Origin of the sequence: Hymenobacter rubripertinctus, from assembly GCF_003583925.1 — a bacterium.
GTDB lineage: Bacteria > Bacteroidota > Bacteroidia > Cytophagales > Hymenobacteraceae > Hymenobacter > Hymenobacter rubripertinctus.
On record NZ_QYCN01000022.1, the window covers coordinates 1 to 16,254 of the forward strand.

General features: G+C 60.7%; 14 protein-coding genes and 1 CRISPR repeat array. Of the genes, 11 read left to right on the forward strand and 3 right to left on the reverse strand.

What is annotated here, in order from left to right:
- The first annotated feature begins 46 nt into the window (after positions 1–46).
- A CRISPR array of direct repeats spans positions 47–1,633; the repeat unit is 29 nt; unit sequence GCTTCAATCGGACTGTGTGGAATTGAAAT.
- A 90-nt stretch (positions 1,634–1,723) separates the two neighbouring features.
- Together D0T11_RS14185 and D0T11_RS14190 are read left to right on the forward strand one after the other, a co-directional pair.
- On the forward strand, positions 1,724–2,368 hold the full coding sequence (locus tag D0T11_RS14185) for a class I SAM-dependent methyltransferase (protein ID WP_147374666.1): 645 nt from the start codon (positions 1,724–1,726) through the stop codon (positions 2,366–2,368).
- Between the two features lie 79 nt (positions 2,369–2,447).
- Positions 2,448–4,289 (forward strand): M61 family metallopeptidase, encoded by a 1,842-nt coding sequence (locus tag D0T11_RS14190; RefSeq protein WP_119656521.1) that lies wholly within the window; start codon positions 2,448–2,450, stop codon positions 4,287–4,289.
- Between the two features lie 107 nt (positions 4,290–4,396).
- On the opposite strand, the gene D0T11_RS14195 is transcribed toward D0T11_RS14190, so the two are convergent.
- Positions 4,397–5,056 carry a hypothetical protein gene (locus D0T11_RS14195; RefSeq protein ID WP_119656459.1) on the reverse strand — a complete coding sequence of 220 codons (660 nt, stop codon included), beginning with the start codon at positions 5,054–5,056 and terminating at the stop codon, positions 4,397–4,399.
- 194 nt (positions 5,057–5,250) lie between these two features.
- Between D0T11_RS14195 and D0T11_RS14200 the strand changes: the two genes are divergently transcribed.
- The 9 genes from D0T11_RS14200 to D0T11_RS14240 all read left to right on the forward strand — a co-directional run bounded on the left by D0T11_RS14200 (position 5,251) and on the right by D0T11_RS14240 (position 14,095).
- Positions 5,251–5,820 carry a hypothetical protein gene (locus D0T11_RS14200; RefSeq protein ID WP_119656460.1) on the forward strand — a complete coding sequence of 190 codons (570 nt, stop codon included), beginning with the start codon at positions 5,251–5,253 and terminating at the stop codon, positions 5,818–5,820.
- A 25-nt stretch (positions 5,821–5,845) separates the two neighbouring features.
- Positions 5,846–6,871, forward strand: coding sequence for an MBL fold metallo-hydrolase (locus D0T11_RS14205; RefSeq protein WP_119656461.1), 1,026 nt, complete (start codon positions 5,846–5,848; stop codon positions 6,869–6,871).
- Positions 6,872–7,071: 200 nt separating this feature from the next.
- Positions 7,072–8,553, forward strand: coding sequence for a sodium:solute symporter (locus D0T11_RS14210; protein WP_182888418.1), 1,482 nt, complete (start codon positions 7,072–7,074; stop codon positions 8,551–8,553).
- 219 nt (positions 8,554–8,772) lie between these two features.
- Positions 8,773–9,252: an energy transducer TonB gene (locus tag D0T11_RS14215; RefSeq protein ID WP_119656462.1), complete on the forward strand. Its 480-nt coding sequence runs from the start codon at positions 8,773–8,775 to the stop codon at positions 9,250–9,252.
- A gap of 99 nt (positions 9,253–9,351) precedes the next feature.
- A complete protein-coding gene (locus D0T11_RS14220) occupies positions 9,352–11,199 on the forward strand; it encodes an ABC transporter ATP-binding protein (protein WP_119656463.1) in 1,848 nt (615 codons plus the stop codon).
- Between the two features lie 147 nt (positions 11,200–11,346).
- Positions 11,347–11,853, forward strand: a complete 507-nt coding sequence (locus D0T11_RS14225; protein ID WP_119656464.1) for a hypothetical protein — start codon at positions 11,347–11,349, stop codon at positions 11,851–11,853.
- Between the two features lie 8 nt (positions 11,854–11,861).
- Positions 11,862–12,371: a hypothetical protein gene (locus D0T11_RS14230; RefSeq protein ID WP_119656465.1), complete on the forward strand. Its 510-nt coding sequence runs from the start codon at positions 11,862–11,864 to the stop codon at positions 12,369–12,371.
- Positions 12,372–12,546: 175 nt separating this feature from the next.
- Positions 12,547–13,119: a hypothetical protein gene (locus D0T11_RS14235; protein WP_119656466.1), complete on the forward strand. Its 573-nt coding sequence runs from the start codon at positions 12,547–12,549 to the stop codon at positions 13,117–13,119.
- A 70-nt stretch (positions 13,120–13,189) separates the two neighbouring features.
- The gene (locus D0T11_RS14240) at positions 13,190–14,095 is read left to right on the forward strand and encodes a DUF2911 domain-containing protein (RefSeq protein WP_119656467.1); all 906 of its coding nucleotides are present in this window, start codon (positions 13,190–13,192) and stop codon (positions 14,093–14,095) included.
- 233 nt (positions 14,096–14,328) lie between these two features.
- Here the strand turns inward: D0T11_RS14240 and D0T11_RS14245 are convergent, their stop codons facing one another.
- Together D0T11_RS14245 and D0T11_RS23375 are read right to left on the reverse strand one after the other, a co-directional pair.
- Positions 14,329–16,017 carry a sodium:solute symporter gene (locus tag D0T11_RS14245; RefSeq protein WP_119656468.1) on the reverse strand — a complete coding sequence of 563 codons (1,689 nt, stop codon included), beginning with the start codon at positions 16,015–16,017 and terminating at the stop codon, positions 14,329–14,331.
- A complete protein-coding gene (locus D0T11_RS23375; RefSeq protein ID WP_262681981.1) occupies positions 16,014–16,148 on the reverse strand; it encodes a hypothetical protein in 135 nt (44 codons plus the stop codon). Before D0T11_RS23375 ends, D0T11_RS14245 begins: the two co-directional genes overlap by 4 nt.
- Positions 16,149–16,254 lie beyond the last annotated feature (106 nt).

Sequence of the window (16,254 nt, forward strand, 5' to 3'; positions counted from 1 at the left end):
GGAATTGAAATGAAGCCGCAATATTGACGACTTGCAGCAGCAGTTGGCTTCAATCGGACTGTGTGGAATTGAAATGAAGCCGCAATATTGACGACTTGCAGCAGCAGTTGAGCTTCAATCGGACTGTGTGGAATTGAAATTGAAGTACAATCCGGCTACCAAGATTTTTAGCGGCGCTTCAATCGGACTGTGTGGAATTGAAATAATACGCAGCCAATTGGCGCAGCATTAAAGGTTGCTTGCTTCAATCGGACTGTGTGGAATTGAAATTCGATCGTGTTACCAGCACGACCGGGGGCTATCTGGCTTCAATCGGACTGTGTGGAATTGAAATTAGAACCTCAGAAATTGGGTAGCTAAAACCGTTATGGCTTCAATCGGACTGTGTGGAATTGAAATTCCGCAAGAAAGACCGCAAATAGTTGAGTCTTCCGGGCTTCAATCGGACTGTGTGGAATTGAAATCTGTTTCTGGTTCTTGAAGCCCGCGCCTATCCCGGGGCTTCAATCGGACTGTGTGGAATTGAAATGAGATCAGCGGGCTTAAAACCTACGAAATCGGCACGCTTCAATCGGACTGTGTGGAATTGAAATGGCCCGGTCCCGAGTGCGCGCAGCAGTGAGGCCACGGCTTCAATCGGACTGTGTGGAATTGAAATACCAAGGCCGCACGTCGAAGCCCGGGCAGTTTTTTAGCTTCAATCGGACTGTGTGGAATTGAAATCAGATCTTTTTAATTCCAATTGGGCAGAGGTTAGCCGCTTCAATCGGACTGTGTGGAATTGAAATCTGGACATTGGCGTTATAACCGTTGGATACTTAGCGCTTCAATCGGACTGTGTGGAATTGAAATTGGTTTCGTCGCTGGCCCAGGCCCCGGTGCCGCCGTGCTTCAATCGGACTGTGTGGAATTGAAATGGGGCGGACGGCGGGTGGCTCGTGAAAACACAGGCCGCTTCAATCGGACTGTGTGGAATTGAAATAGCACCTTGCGTACCCGCGTGGCCGTGTTCTGGTAGCTTCAATCGGACTGTGTGGAATTGAAATATAGGTGCGGTTGAAGCGGGCAATGGGGTCGTACTCGCTTCAATCGGACTGTGTGGAATTGAAATAATTATCGGGCTAACAGCAACACCTAAAAGGCTTGAGCTTCAATCGGACTGTGTGGAATTGAAATTAGTGAAATGAAGAAATATTTAATCAAAGAAAGATTGCTTCAATCGGACTGTGTGGAATTGAAATTGAAACAAGCATTCTTGAATTTCAAGAAAGACTAATGCTTCAATCGGACTGTGTGGAATTGAAATTGCACAATGCGGGTGAAAGAGCCGGTGGCAACAACAGGCTTCAATCGGACTGTGTGGAATTGAAATGGGGCTCCACGCGCAGCACCTGCCGGCCCTGCCGCCGCTTCAATCGGACTGTGTGGAATTGAAATTTGAAGCTGTATTGCGCCGTTTTCCAGTCGTACACAAGCTTCAATCGGACTGTGTGGAATTGAAATACCTGGGCCGCTGCCGCCACGGACCGCGCCGCCCACGCTTCAATCGGACTGTGTGGAATTGAAATAGCTGCGCGCCCAGGGCCTGGAGGCTGAAACCGAGGGCTTCAATCGGACTGTGTGGAATCGGTGTAGGCATTTGTTGCCTTATCAGCATCCCTGCCTAACTATACACATGGATGAGGTAGCTTTCCTGCTTTCATTCAGTGTGCTTACCCTCTTTATGATTCCCCTCCCCGATTCCGGCTTCGACTACGTGGCGGCGTTCTACGACCCGCTGGCCCGGCTCGTGTACGGGCAGTCGTTGCAACTGGCCCAACAGACGGCCCTGGATCGGGGCTTGCCGCCGGGCAGCGCGCGGCTGCTCATCATTGGCGGGGGCTCGGGCTCGGTGTTGGGCGAGGTGCTGCGCCGCCGCCCGCAGGCCCGCATTGTGTACCTCGAAGCTTCGCCCCGGATGCTGGTCCGCAGCCAAAGGTATCTGGCCCGGCACTACCCGCAGGCTGCCAGTCAGGTGGAATTCCGGCTGGGCACGGAGCAAAGCCTGGGGCCGCAGGAGCAGTTTGCGGGCCTGATCACATTCTTTCTGCTAGACTTATTCGAGCCTACCCGGCTCCGGCGCATCGTCGGGCGGTTGGGGGCAGTCCGCAAGCCGGGGGCGCCATGGCTGCTGGCCGATTTCGGGCCGCCCCGCACCTGGTGGCACCGGCTGCTGCTGAAGCTGATGTACGGCTTCTTCGGCCTGACTACCGGCATCAGCGGGCGGCAGCGGCCCCCTATTGAGGCCGAGCTGGCCCGATTGGGGCTGCACCCGGAGCCGGCCGGGCAGTTCTTCGGGGGCATGGTGGAAGCCAGCGTGTGGCGGTAGGGAAAGGTAGCGCGGTATCCTACTTTGGCCGGCAGGTGTTAGGTTGCAACTCCATTCTTATTTGCTGCTACTTATGCTGATGCGGAAAACCGCTGCCCTGCTGCTCCTGAGCCTGCCGCTGGCCCTCACCCGCCCCGCCCGGGCCCAGGCCCCCGTCCGTTACGAGCTGGCTTTCCCGAACGCCGTTCACCACGAAGCCCGCATAACGGTGACGTTTCGGGAGCTGCCGGCCGGTCCGCTGCACGTGCGCATGGCCCGCTCCTCGCCCGGGCGCTACGCCCTCCACGAATTTGCCAAGAACGTGTATGACGTGGCCGCCACCGACGCGCGGGGCCAGACGCTGCGCCTGACCAAACCCGACCCCTACGGCTGGGACGTAGCCGGCCACGACGGCACCGTGACCTTCACCTACACCCTGTTCGGCGACCGGACCGACGGCACCTACGTCGGCATCGACGGCCGCCACGCCCACCTGAACATGCCCGCCACCCTGGCCTACGCCCAAGGGCTGGAGCAGCGGGCCGCCGAGGTGCGCTTCGGTCTGCTGCCCGGCTGGACGGTGGCCTCGCAGCTCCAGCCCGACGCGGCCGGCACCACCTACTCGGCCCCCAACCTGCAATACCTCATGGATTCGCCCACCTCGTTGGGTGAGCAGCAAGTGCGCAGCTGGCAGGAAGGCGGCCGGACCATCGAGCTGAAGGTGCTCCACGACGGCACGCCCGCCGAGCTCGACGCCTACGCCAATCAGACGAAAAAAGTGGTGAAAGAGGCCGCTGCTATTTTCGGGGGCCTGCCCGCCTACGATTTCGGGCGCTACACGTTCGTGGCCAACTACCTGCCCCAGACCAGCTCCGACGGCATGGAACACCGCAACTCCACCAGCCTCACCAGCCGCCGCCCCCTGCGCGGCCCCGGGGCACTCGATAACCTGGGCACCGTCGCCCATGAGTTTTTCCACAGCTGGAACGTGGAGCGCCTGCGTCCCCAGGATCTGGAGCCGTTCGATTTTCAGCGGGCCAACATGAGCAGCAACCTCTGGTTTGCCGAGGGCTTCACCCAGTATTTCGGTGAGCTGCTGCTGCGCCGGGCGGGCGTGTACACCGATTCGGCCTACTGCAAGGAAGCGCTCAGCGGGATGGTCGATGCCATGCTCACGATGCCGGGCCCCAAACGGTACTCGCCAGTGCACATGAGCCAGCAGGCACCCTTCGTGGACGCGGCCGCCGCCATCGACCCCAATAACCGCTCGAACACCTACCTGAGCTATTACTACATTGGGGCGGCCAATGCCCTGGCCCTCGACCTGGAGCTGCGGGCCCGGTTCAAAACCGACCTCGACACGTATATGCGGACTCTCTGGGAGCAGTTCGGCAGTAAGCAGCAGAATTACGCCCCCACCCGGCCCTATACACTGGCCGATTTGCAGCGTGTGCTGGGCGAAGTGGCCCGCGACACGGCCTTTGCCGGCCAGTTCTTCCGCCAGCATATTACGGGCCACGAGCTGCCCGATTATGCCACGCTGCTGATGCCGGCCGGCATGCTGGTGCGCCCTGCTCACCCCGGGCAGGCCACGTTGGGTGCCCGCCTCCAGTTCAACCCCGCCGACAGCACCGCCACCCTGGGCACCACCCTGTTAGGCAGTCCCCTCTACCTGGCCGGCCTCGACCGCGAAGATGTGGTACTCAGGCTCGATGGCCAGCCATTTATCAGCGCCCCGGAACTCCAGAAGCGTTTGGCCGGCCACAAGCCCGGCGACACGGTGCAGGTGGAAGTGCGCACCCGCACTGGCTCCCGCACCGCGACGGTTACCCTGCAGGAAAACTCCGACCTCGAAGTAGTGCCCTATGAGGAGGCCAAGCGGCCTTTGAGCCGGGCGCAGAAGAAGTTCCGCGCTGCCTGGCTGGGTAGCAAGGCGAAGTAGACATAGAACGGGTAGGGTGCGGGGCTTGCCCCCGCCCGCCGTTGAACGCCTCATACCAGAGTTGTTCAACGGCGGGCGGGGACAAGCCCCGCACCCTACCCGTTCTCTTACCGGCTCGCATAAAACCGCCAGGCCAGCAGGGCCAAAAAACCTATCACGCCCAACACCATTATCCGTTGGCCGTGGGCACGATCGGGGACCTGGAAGGCGGGCACCCGCTCGCCATTGGGCAGCTGGCGGTAGTGCGAGTAGAGGTGCCAGCCGATAAAAAAGCTCAGCACGCCCCCGAAAACGGCCAGCACGTAGCCCGCCATCACCCAGCGGCTCTGCCGGGGCTCGGGCCGGGCCAGCTCCTGTAGGCGCTGGTGGCGTAGCTGCGCCAGCTGTTCCGAACTCGGGGCCGCGCCCCGTTCCCGGAGCAGGCGCTGGGCCAGGGCGACGTCGAGGCTATTCCACTCATCGGGCTTGCCAAGCACGTCGAGGAGCTCTTCGTTGCTAAAACTGAACAAGTAGTAGTCGGCTGGCACATCGGCCAGTTGGGCTTCGGCGGCAGCCAGCTCCAGGGCGTGGGCGCGCTCGAAATCGGCGGGGCGCAGCTGCACCAGGAAATAGCGGCTGGTTTCGTTGAAGGCGAACGAGGCATCGATGGGCAGCTGGTCGAGCCGGGTGTCGTATTCGAGGCCGTGCTCGTGGAGCAGGTGCAGCAGCGGCTGGGCCACGGTGGCGTTGGGGAAGCGCTGGTAGGTCTGGAATTCGTGGTCGGGCATGAACGGGGGAAGCGCGGGCGGGGGAGGCGCGGGCGGGGGAGGCGTGATGCGTTGGTCAAAGAAACAGGATTCTGCTAAATCGGTTGGTTTCATGGCACGTTGGTACCTGCCGGGCCATGAAACCACGTTTTGCCCCACTACGCGGGGTTTCGTATCTTTCGCTACCGCCTCCGGCCTCAACTGCTGTTTTGCTCATGCCCCGATTCCTGTATTTCCTGCCTACGGCCTTGCTGGCGGTTACCGCTGCTTCGGCCCAGAACGCGGCTCCGGCCGGCCCACGGCTGGGCCTGAAGCCTTCGTACAGCCTGCAGGCCGGGGCCACATTTGCCGGCCGCTACGGCTCGGCCACCTACCTGAGCCCCTCGGTTTCGCTGCCGCTTACTCAGCGGTTTTCGGTGTTTGGGGGCGTTACGTACCTGCGGACGATGCCGGGCGCGGCCTATGCCCCGCTGGGCGAAGCCGGCCAGCGGCTGCCGCTGGCCGGCACCAACCGCCTGCTTATTCAGGGCGGCGGGCAGTACGCGGTGTCGGCGCGGCTCTCGCTCACCGGCTCGGCCTGGAAAGACCTGACGCCGGCTGGTTTGCCTGGCGTGAACCCCTACGCCGGTTTCGGCGGCAACCTGGGCCAGGGCGTGAACCTGCGGGCCGACTACCATATCACGGAGAACTTCTCGGTGTCGGGCGGGGTGCGGGTGAGCAACGGGGCCACGGCCTACCCGGGCAGCCAATACGGCAGCTCGTATGGCAGTCCCTGGGGCTACTAATATCTCCCTGGCCCTTCGTTTTTCTATGCCCACTCCCCGCTACGTTCGCAATCCGCAGCTGTCCACCATCAAGCCTACTTACCCCGGCAACAAAATGCTGGGCCGCGAATACTGCAACGGCGAGCAGCTCTATGAGCCCGAGTTCGGTACGCTGCTCAAGTGGCAACTAAGCAAAAATCCGCAGAAGGAAGAAAAGAAGGCCGACACCTGGGTGCCCGAAGTAGTGGATTGCACCGCTTTCCTGCAAAGCCGCGAAGACGGGCTGGTGTGGCTGGGCCACTCCAGCTTCGTGCTGCGGGTGGCGGGCGTCACCATCATTACCGATCCGCTGCTGTTCTCGTCGCTGGGGTTGCGCCGCCGCCATGCCCTGCCCTGCCGCCCCGAAGACCTCACGGGCATCAATGTACTGCTGCTCAGCCACGGCCACCGCGACCACCTCGACGAGCAATCCATCAAGCTGCTGGCCCGCCAGAATCCGGCCATGCGGGCCTTCGGGCCGCTGGGCCTGGTGAAGCTGCTGCGCGGCATCGTGCCTAAGCTACCGGTGCAGGAAGCCGGCTGGTGGCAGCAGTTCGATTTGAGCGCGCTGGGCGAAACCCCACCGTTCGAGCTGTTCGAGTTGCCTGCCTCGCACTGGTACCGCCGCGGGCTGCTCGATCTGAACGAGGTACTTTGGGGCTCGTTGCTACTGCGCCTGCCCGACGGCCGCACCCTCTATTTCGCCGGCGATACGAACATGAACGACCATTTCGAGGAAATCGAGCGGCAGTTCGGCCCCCTGGATATCGTGCTCATGCCCATCGGGGCCTACAAGCCGGCCTACATGATGGCCGGCAGCCACACCAACCCCCACGAGTCGGCCAAGGCGGCCAACCAGCTCCGCGCCGGCCACCTCGTGCCCATGCACCACGGCACGTTCGACCTCAGCGACGAGCCCGCCTCCGAGCCCCAGCGCCTCATCCAGGAAATTGCCGCCTCCGGCATGCTCCGTCCCGAGCTGCACGTGCCCGCCGTGGGCGAAGTGCTGCGCTGGCAGGAGTGGGATTCTTGAGCTATTAGCTGATGGCTGTTAGCTGTTAGCTTTTTCCGGGCTTTTAGCGGTTGAAAATTAGCAGTTAGCTTTACGGTTTACTCGCTGTTGGAAAACAGTTGCGCATCAACTCTACCTGAAGACGTTTTCTCACTGGGTGGAATTGATTCACAGCAAAAAAAGCTAACAGCTAATAGCTCTCAGCTAACAGCTCCAAAAAAATGTCCCCCACCCTTATCCTGAGTCTGATTGCGGGCTACTTCGTGGTCCTGATGATTATCGCCTACTTCACGTCGCGGAAGGCCACGAGCGAGTCGTTCTTTATTGCCAACCGCAACGCGCCCTGGTACATGGTGGCCTTCGCCATGATTGGCACCTCGCTGTCGGGCGTCACGTTCATTTCGATTCCGGGGATGGTGGCCGGGCAGGGCTGGAGCTACATGGCCGTGGTGCTGGGCTACACGGTGGGCTACCTCGTGATTGGCACCGTGCTTATGCCCCTGTATTACCGGCTGCGGCTGGTGAGCATTTATACGTATCTGGAGCAGCGGTTCGGGTTCTGGAGCTACAAAACGGGCGCGTTCTTCTTTTTGCTTTCGCGGGCCGTGGGGGCGGCTTTCCGGGTGTTTCTGGTGGCGGGCGTGCTGCAGCTGGCCGTGTTCGATGGGTTGGGCGTGCCGTTTGCCGTTACCGTGACGGCCGCCATCTTCCTCATTTACCTCTACACCTTCCGCGGCGGCCTCAAAACCATCCTCTGGACCGATACTTTCCAAACCATGGCCATGCTCATCTGCGTGGCCGTGAGCATCTACCTCATGGCCGACGAGCTGAATCTGGGCTTTGCCGGCCTGGTGAAAACGGTGAAGGAAAGCTCCATGTCGCAGATTTACTTCTCCGACCCCAAGGACGATAAGTTCTTCTGGAAGCAGTTTGCCTCGGGTGCTTTTATTACAATTGTCATGACTGGCCTCGACCAGGACCTGATGCAGAAAAACCTGAGCTGCCGCAACCTGGCCGACGCCCAGAAGAATATGTTCTGGTTCACGATTGCCATTGTGCTGGTCAACATCTTTTTCCTCTCGCTCGGGGTGCTGCTTTACCAGTTTGCCGCCGCCAAGGGCATCACGCTGCCCACCAACCCCGAAACCGGCGCCGTTATCGGCGACGCCGTGTTCCCGATGCTGGCCACCAACCACTTCACCTTGTTTGCGGGCATCGTGTTCATCCTGGGCATCATCGCCGTGACCTACGCTTCTGCCGATTCGGCCCTGACGGCCCTCACCACCTCATTTTGCGTGGATATGCTCAGCATTGGGCAGTACGAGGAGCGCAAGCAGAAAACCATCCGCCAGCTCACCCACTTCGGCTTCTCGATTGTGCTGATTGTGATTATCCTGATTTTCCGGGCCATCAACGACCAGAGCGTGATTACGGCCGTGTTCAAGGCGGCTGGTTACACCTACGGGCCGCTGCTGGGCCTGTATTCGTTCGGCATTTTCACCAGCCGCGGCCTCCACGACAAGCTGGTGCTGCCCCTGTGCCTGCTCACGCCCCTGCTCACCTGGTTCATCAACGCCAACTCCGAGGCCTGGTGGGATTACAAGTTCGGCTTCGAGATTCTGATTCTCAACGGCCTGCTCACCTTCCTGGGCCTGTGGGCTATTTCGCGCCCCCGCAACCTCGAATTGAACCCCGTCGCGTAGGCGTTGTTCTTGGGTGAGAAGTGCGCGTTGAGAATTAGAGAAAGCGGTAATAAGAACTGTCATGCTGAGCGAAGGCGGAGCCGGAGTCGAAGCATCTCTACCGCAACACTATCAAGAGTCAGGATTACTATTGCGGTAGTGATGCTTCGACTCCGCTCAGCCTGACGTTCTAGTTGCCTGTTCAACCTCAGCCAAAACTCCAAGCCCCCACTCCCCGCTATGAAACACCTGTTCTTCATCCTGCTGCTCGTACCTTTGGGCCTTGCCAAAGCCCAGGCCCAGCAAACGACTCCGACCAAAACTCCCGTCGAGTTGAAAGCGGGCCGGATGCAGGCCCAGGTTAAGCCCGCCGCCAACCGGCCCGATGTGCCGCCCCAGTTTCCGGGCGGGGCCGCGGGTCTGAATCAGTTTTTTCAGCAAAATCTAAAGTATCCCGAAGCGGCCGGCGTCAAGCAAATCAGCGGCCACGTGGTGATGACCTTCACGGTGGAAGCCGACGGGCACCTGACCAACCCCTCGGTGGTGCAGCCCCTAAGCCCCGAGTGCGACACGGAGGCGCTGCGGGTAATGGGCCAGATGCCAGCCTGGAAACCCGCCACCCGCAAGGGCCAGCCCGTGCCCATTCAAGTACGCCTGCCCGTGCCCTTCGGCGTGTCCGAGGGTCTGGAGGTAGAGCAAGGCAAATCTAAATTTGAATAATGAGGAGTTAGAAGTTAGAATCCAGGAAATAGAGTTTATCGGCCTTACGGCTGTTGCGGTCCTGACTCCTAGCTCCTAACTCCTAGCTTCCCAAAACCAATGGCCCGAAGTGGACTCAATAGCAGCGGCAGCGACCTGGCAACGGCCGAGCTGCCCAAATCGAAAGTAAACAAGGAATCACTCAAGCGCAGCCTGCGCATTTTTCGCTATATGCTGCCCTACAAGGGCAAGTTTATCGTGGGCCTGCTGATGCTGCTGCTCAGCAGCAGCACGTTTATGGCCTTTCCGTGGCTGGCCGGCAAGCTCATCAATGCCGCCAACCACGAGCCGCTGGTGCTGGCCAACGGCTGGGTGCTGGGCATCAACCAGATTGCCCTGTTGCTGTTTGCCATCATCTTCTTTCAGGGCCTGTTTTCGTTCGTGCGCATCTGGTTTTTCACGCAGGTAGGTGAGTTCACGGTGCGCGACATTCGGCGAGCCCTTTATGGCAAGTTCGTGCAGCTCCCCATCCCCTACTTCGAACAGAACCGCGTGGGCGCTATCACCTCGCGCATCACCTCCGACGTAGCCCAGATTCAGGACACGTTTTCGCTGACCCTGGCTGAGCTGTTCCGGCAGCTTTCCACGATGATTATCGGCATCACGGCCATCATGATTGTGTCGGTGAAGCTGTCGTTGTTTATGCTCCTCACGTTTCCGCCCATCATTCTGGTGGCGGGGCTCTTCGGGCGTAAAATCCGCGTGCTGGCCCGCGAAACCCAGCAGGAGCTGGCCAACACCAACACCATTGTCGAGGAGACGCTGCAGGCCATCAACTCGGTGAAGGCCTTCACCAACGAGCGGTTTGAGACCCGCCGTTACGGCTCGGCCCTCGACCGGGTGGTGCGGGCAGCCCTGAAGAGCAATCTGTACCGCGGCGGCTTCGTGTCGTTTATCATCATTGGCCTCACCGGCGGCATCATCCTGATTTTGTGGCGGGCGGCCCAGCTGGTCTACAACCCCGGACCCGATCATCTCGAAGTGGGCCAACTGCTCACCTTCCTGCTTTACACGGCCTTCATTGGGGCTTCCATTGCGGGTTTGGGCGAGATGTACGGCAAGGTGCAGAGCACGCTGGGCGCTTCCGAGCGCATCCTCGAAATTCTGGATGAAACGCCCGAACCCACTCACCTCGAACCCTCTGTGGGCTTGGTGCCCGCCAGTATCCAGGGCGATATCCGCTACGAGCACGTGGTCTTCAACTATCCCACCCGCCCCGACGTGCCGGTGCTGCAGGATATCAACTTTAGCATTGCGGCGGGCGAGAAAATTGCCCTCGTGGGCCCCAGCGGCGCGGGCAAAAGCACTATTGCCGGCCTGCTGATGCAGTTCTATCCGCTCAGCGGCGGCCACATCCGCATCGACGGCCACGAAGTAGCCGACTACGACCTGACGGCTCTGCGCCGCCACATCGGCATTGTGCCCCAGGAAACGCTGCTCTTCGGCGGCACTATCCGCGAGAACATTGCCTATGGCCGCCCGGATGCTACCGACGCCGAAATCGTGGAGGCCGCCGAGCGGGCCAACGCCTGGCGGTTCATCCAGGGCTTCCCGGAAGGGCTCGATACGCTGGTCGGCGACCGGGGCATCAAGCTCTCGGGCGGGCAGCGCCAGCGCGTGGCCATTGCCCGCGCCATCCTGAAAAACCCCGCCATCCTCATCCTCGACGAAGCCACTTCCTCCCTTGATTCGGAGAGCGAGCAGCTGGTGCAGAGCGCCATGGACGAGCTCATGCAGAACCGCACCAGCATCATCATCGCCCACCGCCTGAGCACGATTCGGAAAGTGGATAAGATCCTGGTTATCGACGGCGGCCGCATCGTGGAACAAGGCACCCACGACGAGCTAAGCGAACGGGAAGGCGGCCTGTATGCTAACCTGCTCCGCTTGCAGTTTGAGTTGACGTAAGGCTACAACCGCACTTACAACAAAAGGGGCGAAGCTTTGGCTTCGCCCCTTTTGTTTTCTGCTATATTTTCGGGGTATCTCCACTTCCCTCTACCGGGAGCCGGAAATAGGCTAGATATTGAATTTTATCCCATTAATTTCGGCGCTATGGAGCCGATTATTCTTGCTGATGTCCGTATGAGCCGGGCTGATTTCGTGGCCATAAACTGGCCCATTATTGTGCGGAAGCGGGGCTGGATAAACATGCTTTTAATGAGCGGCGTTGTCGTTTATCTTTTTTGGAGTGACGGCTTTTACGAGTCTGGATACTGGCTTTACCAAGCGGGCATTACACTGGCAGTGCTGGCGGCCATGGCTATATTGTTGGGCTACTTATACCGGCGGGCAATCAACAAGCAGTACGATAGCACGCCGCTCATGCAACAGCCCGCCACGTACCGACTGTCGGTTGCTGGTATTGAGAAAACCAGTTCCCTGCAACGCCTGGAGTTGCCCTGGGCCAGCTGCCAGGGGGTGCGCCGGCTGGGGCGCTGGTATTTCCTGGTAACCGGGCCGCAACGGGGCGAATTTCTGGACCCGGCCCGTCTGGAAGCGCCGGCTACCGAAGCCGACCTGCGCGCCTTGCTAACTCAACAGGGCCTGACGTTTTTATAGCTCTCCCGATGACCATTGTTATTCCCCAGGTGCGAGTAGATTTCCGGCGCTACCTCGCCCTTTCGCTCCGTTACTCATTTCGTCGCAAGCCGCTGATGGCCGTTTTACTTGTTCCCTGGCTCACGTTTATGTGGTCGGCCGGAGCGCTGCTCACCGGACCCACTTCAGTAATTGATGTACTGAAACAGAACCCTTTAGGAATGCTGTTCATGCTATTTTTCCTGCTACTTCCGGTACTGCTCGTATGGGGCACGTGGCAGCAGTATCAGGCCAGCAGCCTACTCCTTAATCCCGCCGACTACGTTTTGAATGCCACCGGCGTAAGCGTCCGCGGCCCGGCCATGAACACCGACCTAATGTGGCCCGCCTTCACGCGGGCCGACCAATTTGGCTCCTGGCTATTGTTGCAAGCCTCTGAGCAAAGTGCCTTTTTCCTTGATCTACAACGAATAGCCCCTCCTGCCACCCCGGCTGACGTGCTGGAATTGGTGAAGTCGGGCGGGGTTTCGGTTCACTAAAAGCGCACTGCCCATGCACCTGCCTGCTACCCCACCCATGTTCCGGGAGTACCAGCTGATTCACCAGACCCAGGAGCGGCAACGGGTGTCGGTTCACCTGCCCCCGACACCTTGCCGTCCTAGTATGTCCTAGCAGAGGCGAATCCAGCGAGCCGGCGGCTACCTTCGCGCCCCAATGAAGCACCTACCCTACCACCTGCCCGCCGTGCGCCTGTCGGCCGACGAGTACGTGGCCGTGAACCTGCGGTTGTGGCGGGCGCGGCCGGGTACGCGCCGCAGCCGCTGGGTGCTGGGCGCGGCCGTGTTGCTTTTGAGCCTGAGCATCGGTATTGACCTGTGGCAGAACGGCCAGCCCGAGCGGACGTCGACGTTTATTTTTCTGACGGTGGCAGTGCTCTACGGGCTGTCGCGGGCAGCGCTGGTGCGCTGGCAGCTGCGGCGTGGCTACGCCCGCAACGCGGGGTTACACCAGCCCCTCGACTTCCGGCTGACCAACGGCGAAATTATTGGCCAGAGCGGGCAGGGGCAGTTTTCGAGCAAGTGGCCGCAGCTGAAGCGGGCCGTATGGGTGGGTACCGACTGGCTGCTGCTCTACCCCACAGAAACCGCCTGCTACTACCTCGACCTGCGCCAATTGCAGCCACCCGCCACCCCCGCCGACCTGGCCCGGCTGCTGGCCCGGCACGCGGTACCGCAGCAGCGGGTGGGCGGCGGCGGCAACCTTCCGGGCGGTGGCGGGGTTGCCTGAACGAGCGGCCGAGTTTGGTTTGCTTATTTTTACCCTCCATCTACTCTCACCTTCACCATTCCTGCTTCGTATGTCATTTTCCACTTCCCGCACCGCCAAGGCCTTCATTCCTGGCGCTACGTTGGTCCTCACCGGCTTGCTGCTCGGTGGCAACACCGCCCAGGCCCAGATCAGCACGCCCCAGCCCAGCCCCAAAGCCAGCGTAATGCAGCGCGTGGGCCTCACCGACGTTACGGTGTCTTATGGCCGTCCCAGCCTGCGCACCCGCATGGGCTTCGGCGACGCCAACACCAAGGCCGTGGTCAACTACGGCCAGCGCTGGCGCACCGGCGCCAACAACTCCACCCTCATCAAATTCTCTGATGACGTAACCGTGGAAGGCCAGAAAGTACCGGCCGGCGAGTACGCCATTTACACCGTGCCCGGCAAAACCGACTGGCAGGTGGTGCTGAGCAAGAACACCAAGCTCGGGTCCGATGTGGACGGCTACAAGGACGACGAAAACGTGGCCAGCTTCAAGGTGAAGCCTTATAAGCTGGGCGAGAAAGTTGAAACCTTCACCATCGACTTCACCGACCTCACCCCCGCCACCGCCAACGTGGCTATGCTCTGGGATATGAGCGGCGTGAAGTTCAAAATCATGTCGGACGTGGACGCGAAAGTGATGGCCCAGATCAATGCAAAGGTCATCAACAACGCCAGCCCCACCAGCGGCGACCTGGCCGCCGCCGCCGTTTACTACCTCGACAACGAGCGTGACATGAAGCAGGCCCTGGCCTGGATGCAAAAGGCCAACGCCACCGACCCCAAGTTCTGGAACGTGCACACGGAAGCCAAAATCCGCATGAAAATGAAGGATTACAAGGGCGCCATGGCCTCGGCCGAGCAGTCGAAGAAACTTGCCACCGAAGCCAAGAACATGGACTACGTGAAGATGAACGACGAGCTGATGACGGACGCCAAAAAGGCCAAGTAGTTTTTGAGCTAAAAGCTGATAGCTATTAGCTGAATACGCGCCCGGTTCCTCTTGGAGCCGGGCGCGTTGTTGTTGCGGCCCTCGCGTTGCGCCTCACCCCCTAGCCCCCTCTCCTTCAGAGAGGGGGAACTAGCTTGTAGCTTTTTAAAGCTAGATGAAGAACTAAAAACTAGTTCCCCCTCTCCTTTTCGGAGAGGGGGTTAGGGGGTGAGGCGAACCGCGAGAACGTCAGGTTATCGGCCAGCAGCTACCAGCTTATTCGACAAGCTGCCGACCACCACCAGGGCGCAGCCGATGATGTTGAACCAGAGGTAGCCGATATCAGTGGTGAAGAACAGGCCCATGACCACAATTTGCGCCATTACAGCGGCCCAGAACACCGTGCGGCCGTTCACGAATTTCAGGAAGAAGGCCACCACGAAAATGCCCAGAATGGTGCCGTAGAACAGCGAGCCGAGGATATTGACGGCCTGAATCAGGTTTTCGAGGCGGGCGGCGAAGGTGGCGAACCCGATGCCCAATACCCCCCAACCCACGGCCGCCCAGCGCGAGGCTGCCACGTAATGCCCCTCCGAGCGGCCCGGCCGGCGCGGCTTGTACAGGTCGACCACGGTGGTGGACGAAAGGGCGTTGAGGCCGGCGGCGGCCGAGCCCATAGCTGCGCTCAGGACCACGGCCACCAGCAGGCCCACCAGCCCGTGGGGCATGTAATTGAGCACGAACGTCAGGAAGATATAGTCGGTGTCCTTGGCTTCGGCGGTCGGCACGGCCTGTTTGAGCAGGGTTTGGGCGCGCTGGCGAAGGCCCAGGTTGGCGGCCTGGGTGGTCTGGAGATGGGTTTTGGCGGCGGCTATGGCCTGTACATCATCGGTTTTGAGGGCCGCTACCAGCTCGCCGGTAGCGCGGGCGCGGGCCCGGAACAACGTGGCGTGGGTGCGCTCCAGGCCGCGTAGCTGGGGGCCGTACTGCTCGGAGTGGGCCACCTGCAAATACACCGGCCGGTTGAAGGTGAGCGGGGCCGGGTTGAACTGGTAGAACACGAACAGCAGCACGCCCAGCAGCAGAATCCCGAACTGCATCGGAATCTTGAGCAGCCCGTTCATCAGCAGCCCCAGCCGGCTTTCGGTGATGTCGCGGCCCGCCAGGTAGCGCTGCACCTGGCTCTGGTCGGTGCCGAAGTACGAGAGGGCCAAAAACAGGCCGCCGGTGATGCCCGACCAGAAGTTGTAGCGGTCGGAGGGGTCGAAGTGGAAGTCAATCAGGTTGAGCTTGCCCTCGTGGCCAGCCACGCGCATGGCGTCGGTGAAGCCTACTTCGGCCGGCAGGTAGTGCACCAGCAGGTAGCCGGCAATCACCATTCCGGTGAAAATAACGGCCACCTGGGCCTGCTGGGTCACGGCCACCGCCTTGGTGCCGCCGCTCACGGTGTAGGCAATCATCAGCCCCCCAATCAGCCAGACGGTGAGCTGGATGTTCCAGCCCAGAATGGCCGACAGCACCAGGGCCGGGGCATACAGCGAGAGGCCGTTGCTGAGGCCCCGCTGCACCAGAAACAGCAGCGCCGCGAAGGTGCGGGTGCGCCTATCGAACCGGCCCTCCAGGTACTCGTAGGCCGTAAAAACCTGCAGGCGGTGGTAAATGGGCACCGCAAACACGGCAATCAGAACCATGGCCACCGGCAGGCCCAAATAGAACTGGATGAAGCGCATCCCGTCGTCGTAGGCCTGGCCGGGCGTACTCAGAAACGTGATGGCCGAAGCCTGGGTGGCCATGATGCTCAGGCCCACCGCCCACCACGAAGCCGTCCGGCCGCCGAGCAGGTAATCGTCGAGCGAGTCGCCGGCGCGGCGGGTGCGCCAGGTGCCGTAGCCCACAATGAACAGCAGGGTCCCGCCCAGAATCAGCCAGTCGAGCCCGCTCATGCAAACAGCCGGGTCAGGTACACGAACAACCCGATTTCGGCCCCCAACGCCCCCAGCACCAGCCAGTACCAGGCCCGCCACGAAGGCAGCAGCGGCGGTTTGTTGTGGGGTTCAGTTGAGGCGGTGGGCACGGGCACAGGGTTATAAAGCGAAAGATAGGGCTTCGGGCTGACGTTGCGCCTCACCCCCCGGCCCCCTCTCCGAAAAAGGAGAGGGGGAGCCTAACGCAAGAGACGT

Bases quoted from the DNA above. Each gene is read 5' to 3' on its own strand.
- D0T11_RS14245 (WP_119656468.1), bottom strand. From the start codon at position 16,017: ATGAGCGGGCTCGACTGGCTGATTCTGGGCGGGACCCTGCTGTTCATT.
- D0T11_RS14195 (WP_119656459.1), bottom strand. From the start codon at position 5,056: ATGCCCGACCACGAATTCCAGACCTACCAGCGCTTCCCCAACGCCACC.
- D0T11_RS14230 (WP_119656465.1), top strand. From the start codon at position 11,862: ATGACCATTGTTATTCCCCAGGTGCGAGTAGATTTCCGGCGCTACCTC.
- D0T11_RS14210 (WP_182888418.1), top strand. From the start codon at position 7,072: ATGTCCCCCACCCTTATCCTGAGTCTGATTGCGGGCTACTTCGTGGTC.
- D0T11_RS14225 (WP_119656464.1), top strand. From the start codon at position 11,347: ATGGAGCCGATTATTCTTGCTGATGTCCGTATGAGCCGGGCTGATTTC.
- D0T11_RS14235 (WP_119656466.1), top strand. From the start codon at position 12,547: ATGAAGCACCTACCCTACCACCTGCCCGCCGTGCGCCTGTCGGCCGAC.
- D0T11_RS14200 (WP_119656460.1), top strand. From the start codon at position 5,251: ATGCCCCGATTCCTGTATTTCCTGCCTACGGCCTTGCTGGCGGTTACC.
- D0T11_RS14215 (WP_119656462.1), top strand. From the start codon at position 8,773: ATGAAACACCTGTTCTTCATCCTGCTGCTCGTACCTTTGGGCCTTGCC.
- D0T11_RS14185 (WP_147374666.1), top strand. From the start codon at position 1,724: ATGATTCCCCTCCCCGATTCCGGCTTCGACTACGTGGCGGCGTTCTAC.
- D0T11_RS14240 (WP_119656467.1), top strand. From the start codon at position 13,190: ATGTCATTTTCCACTTCCCGCACCGCCAAGGCCTTCATTCCTGGCGCT.
- D0T11_RS14220 (WP_119656463.1), top strand. From the start codon at position 9,352: ATGGCCCGAAGTGGACTCAATAGCAGCGGCAGCGACCTGGCAACGGCC.
- D0T11_RS14205 (WP_119656461.1), top strand. From the start codon at position 5,846: ATGCCCACTCCCCGCTACGTTCGCAATCCGCAGCTGTCCACCATCAAG.
- D0T11_RS14190 (WP_119656521.1), top strand. From the start codon at position 2,448: ATGCGGAAAACCGCTGCCCTGCTGCTCCTGAGCCTGCCGCTGGCCCTC.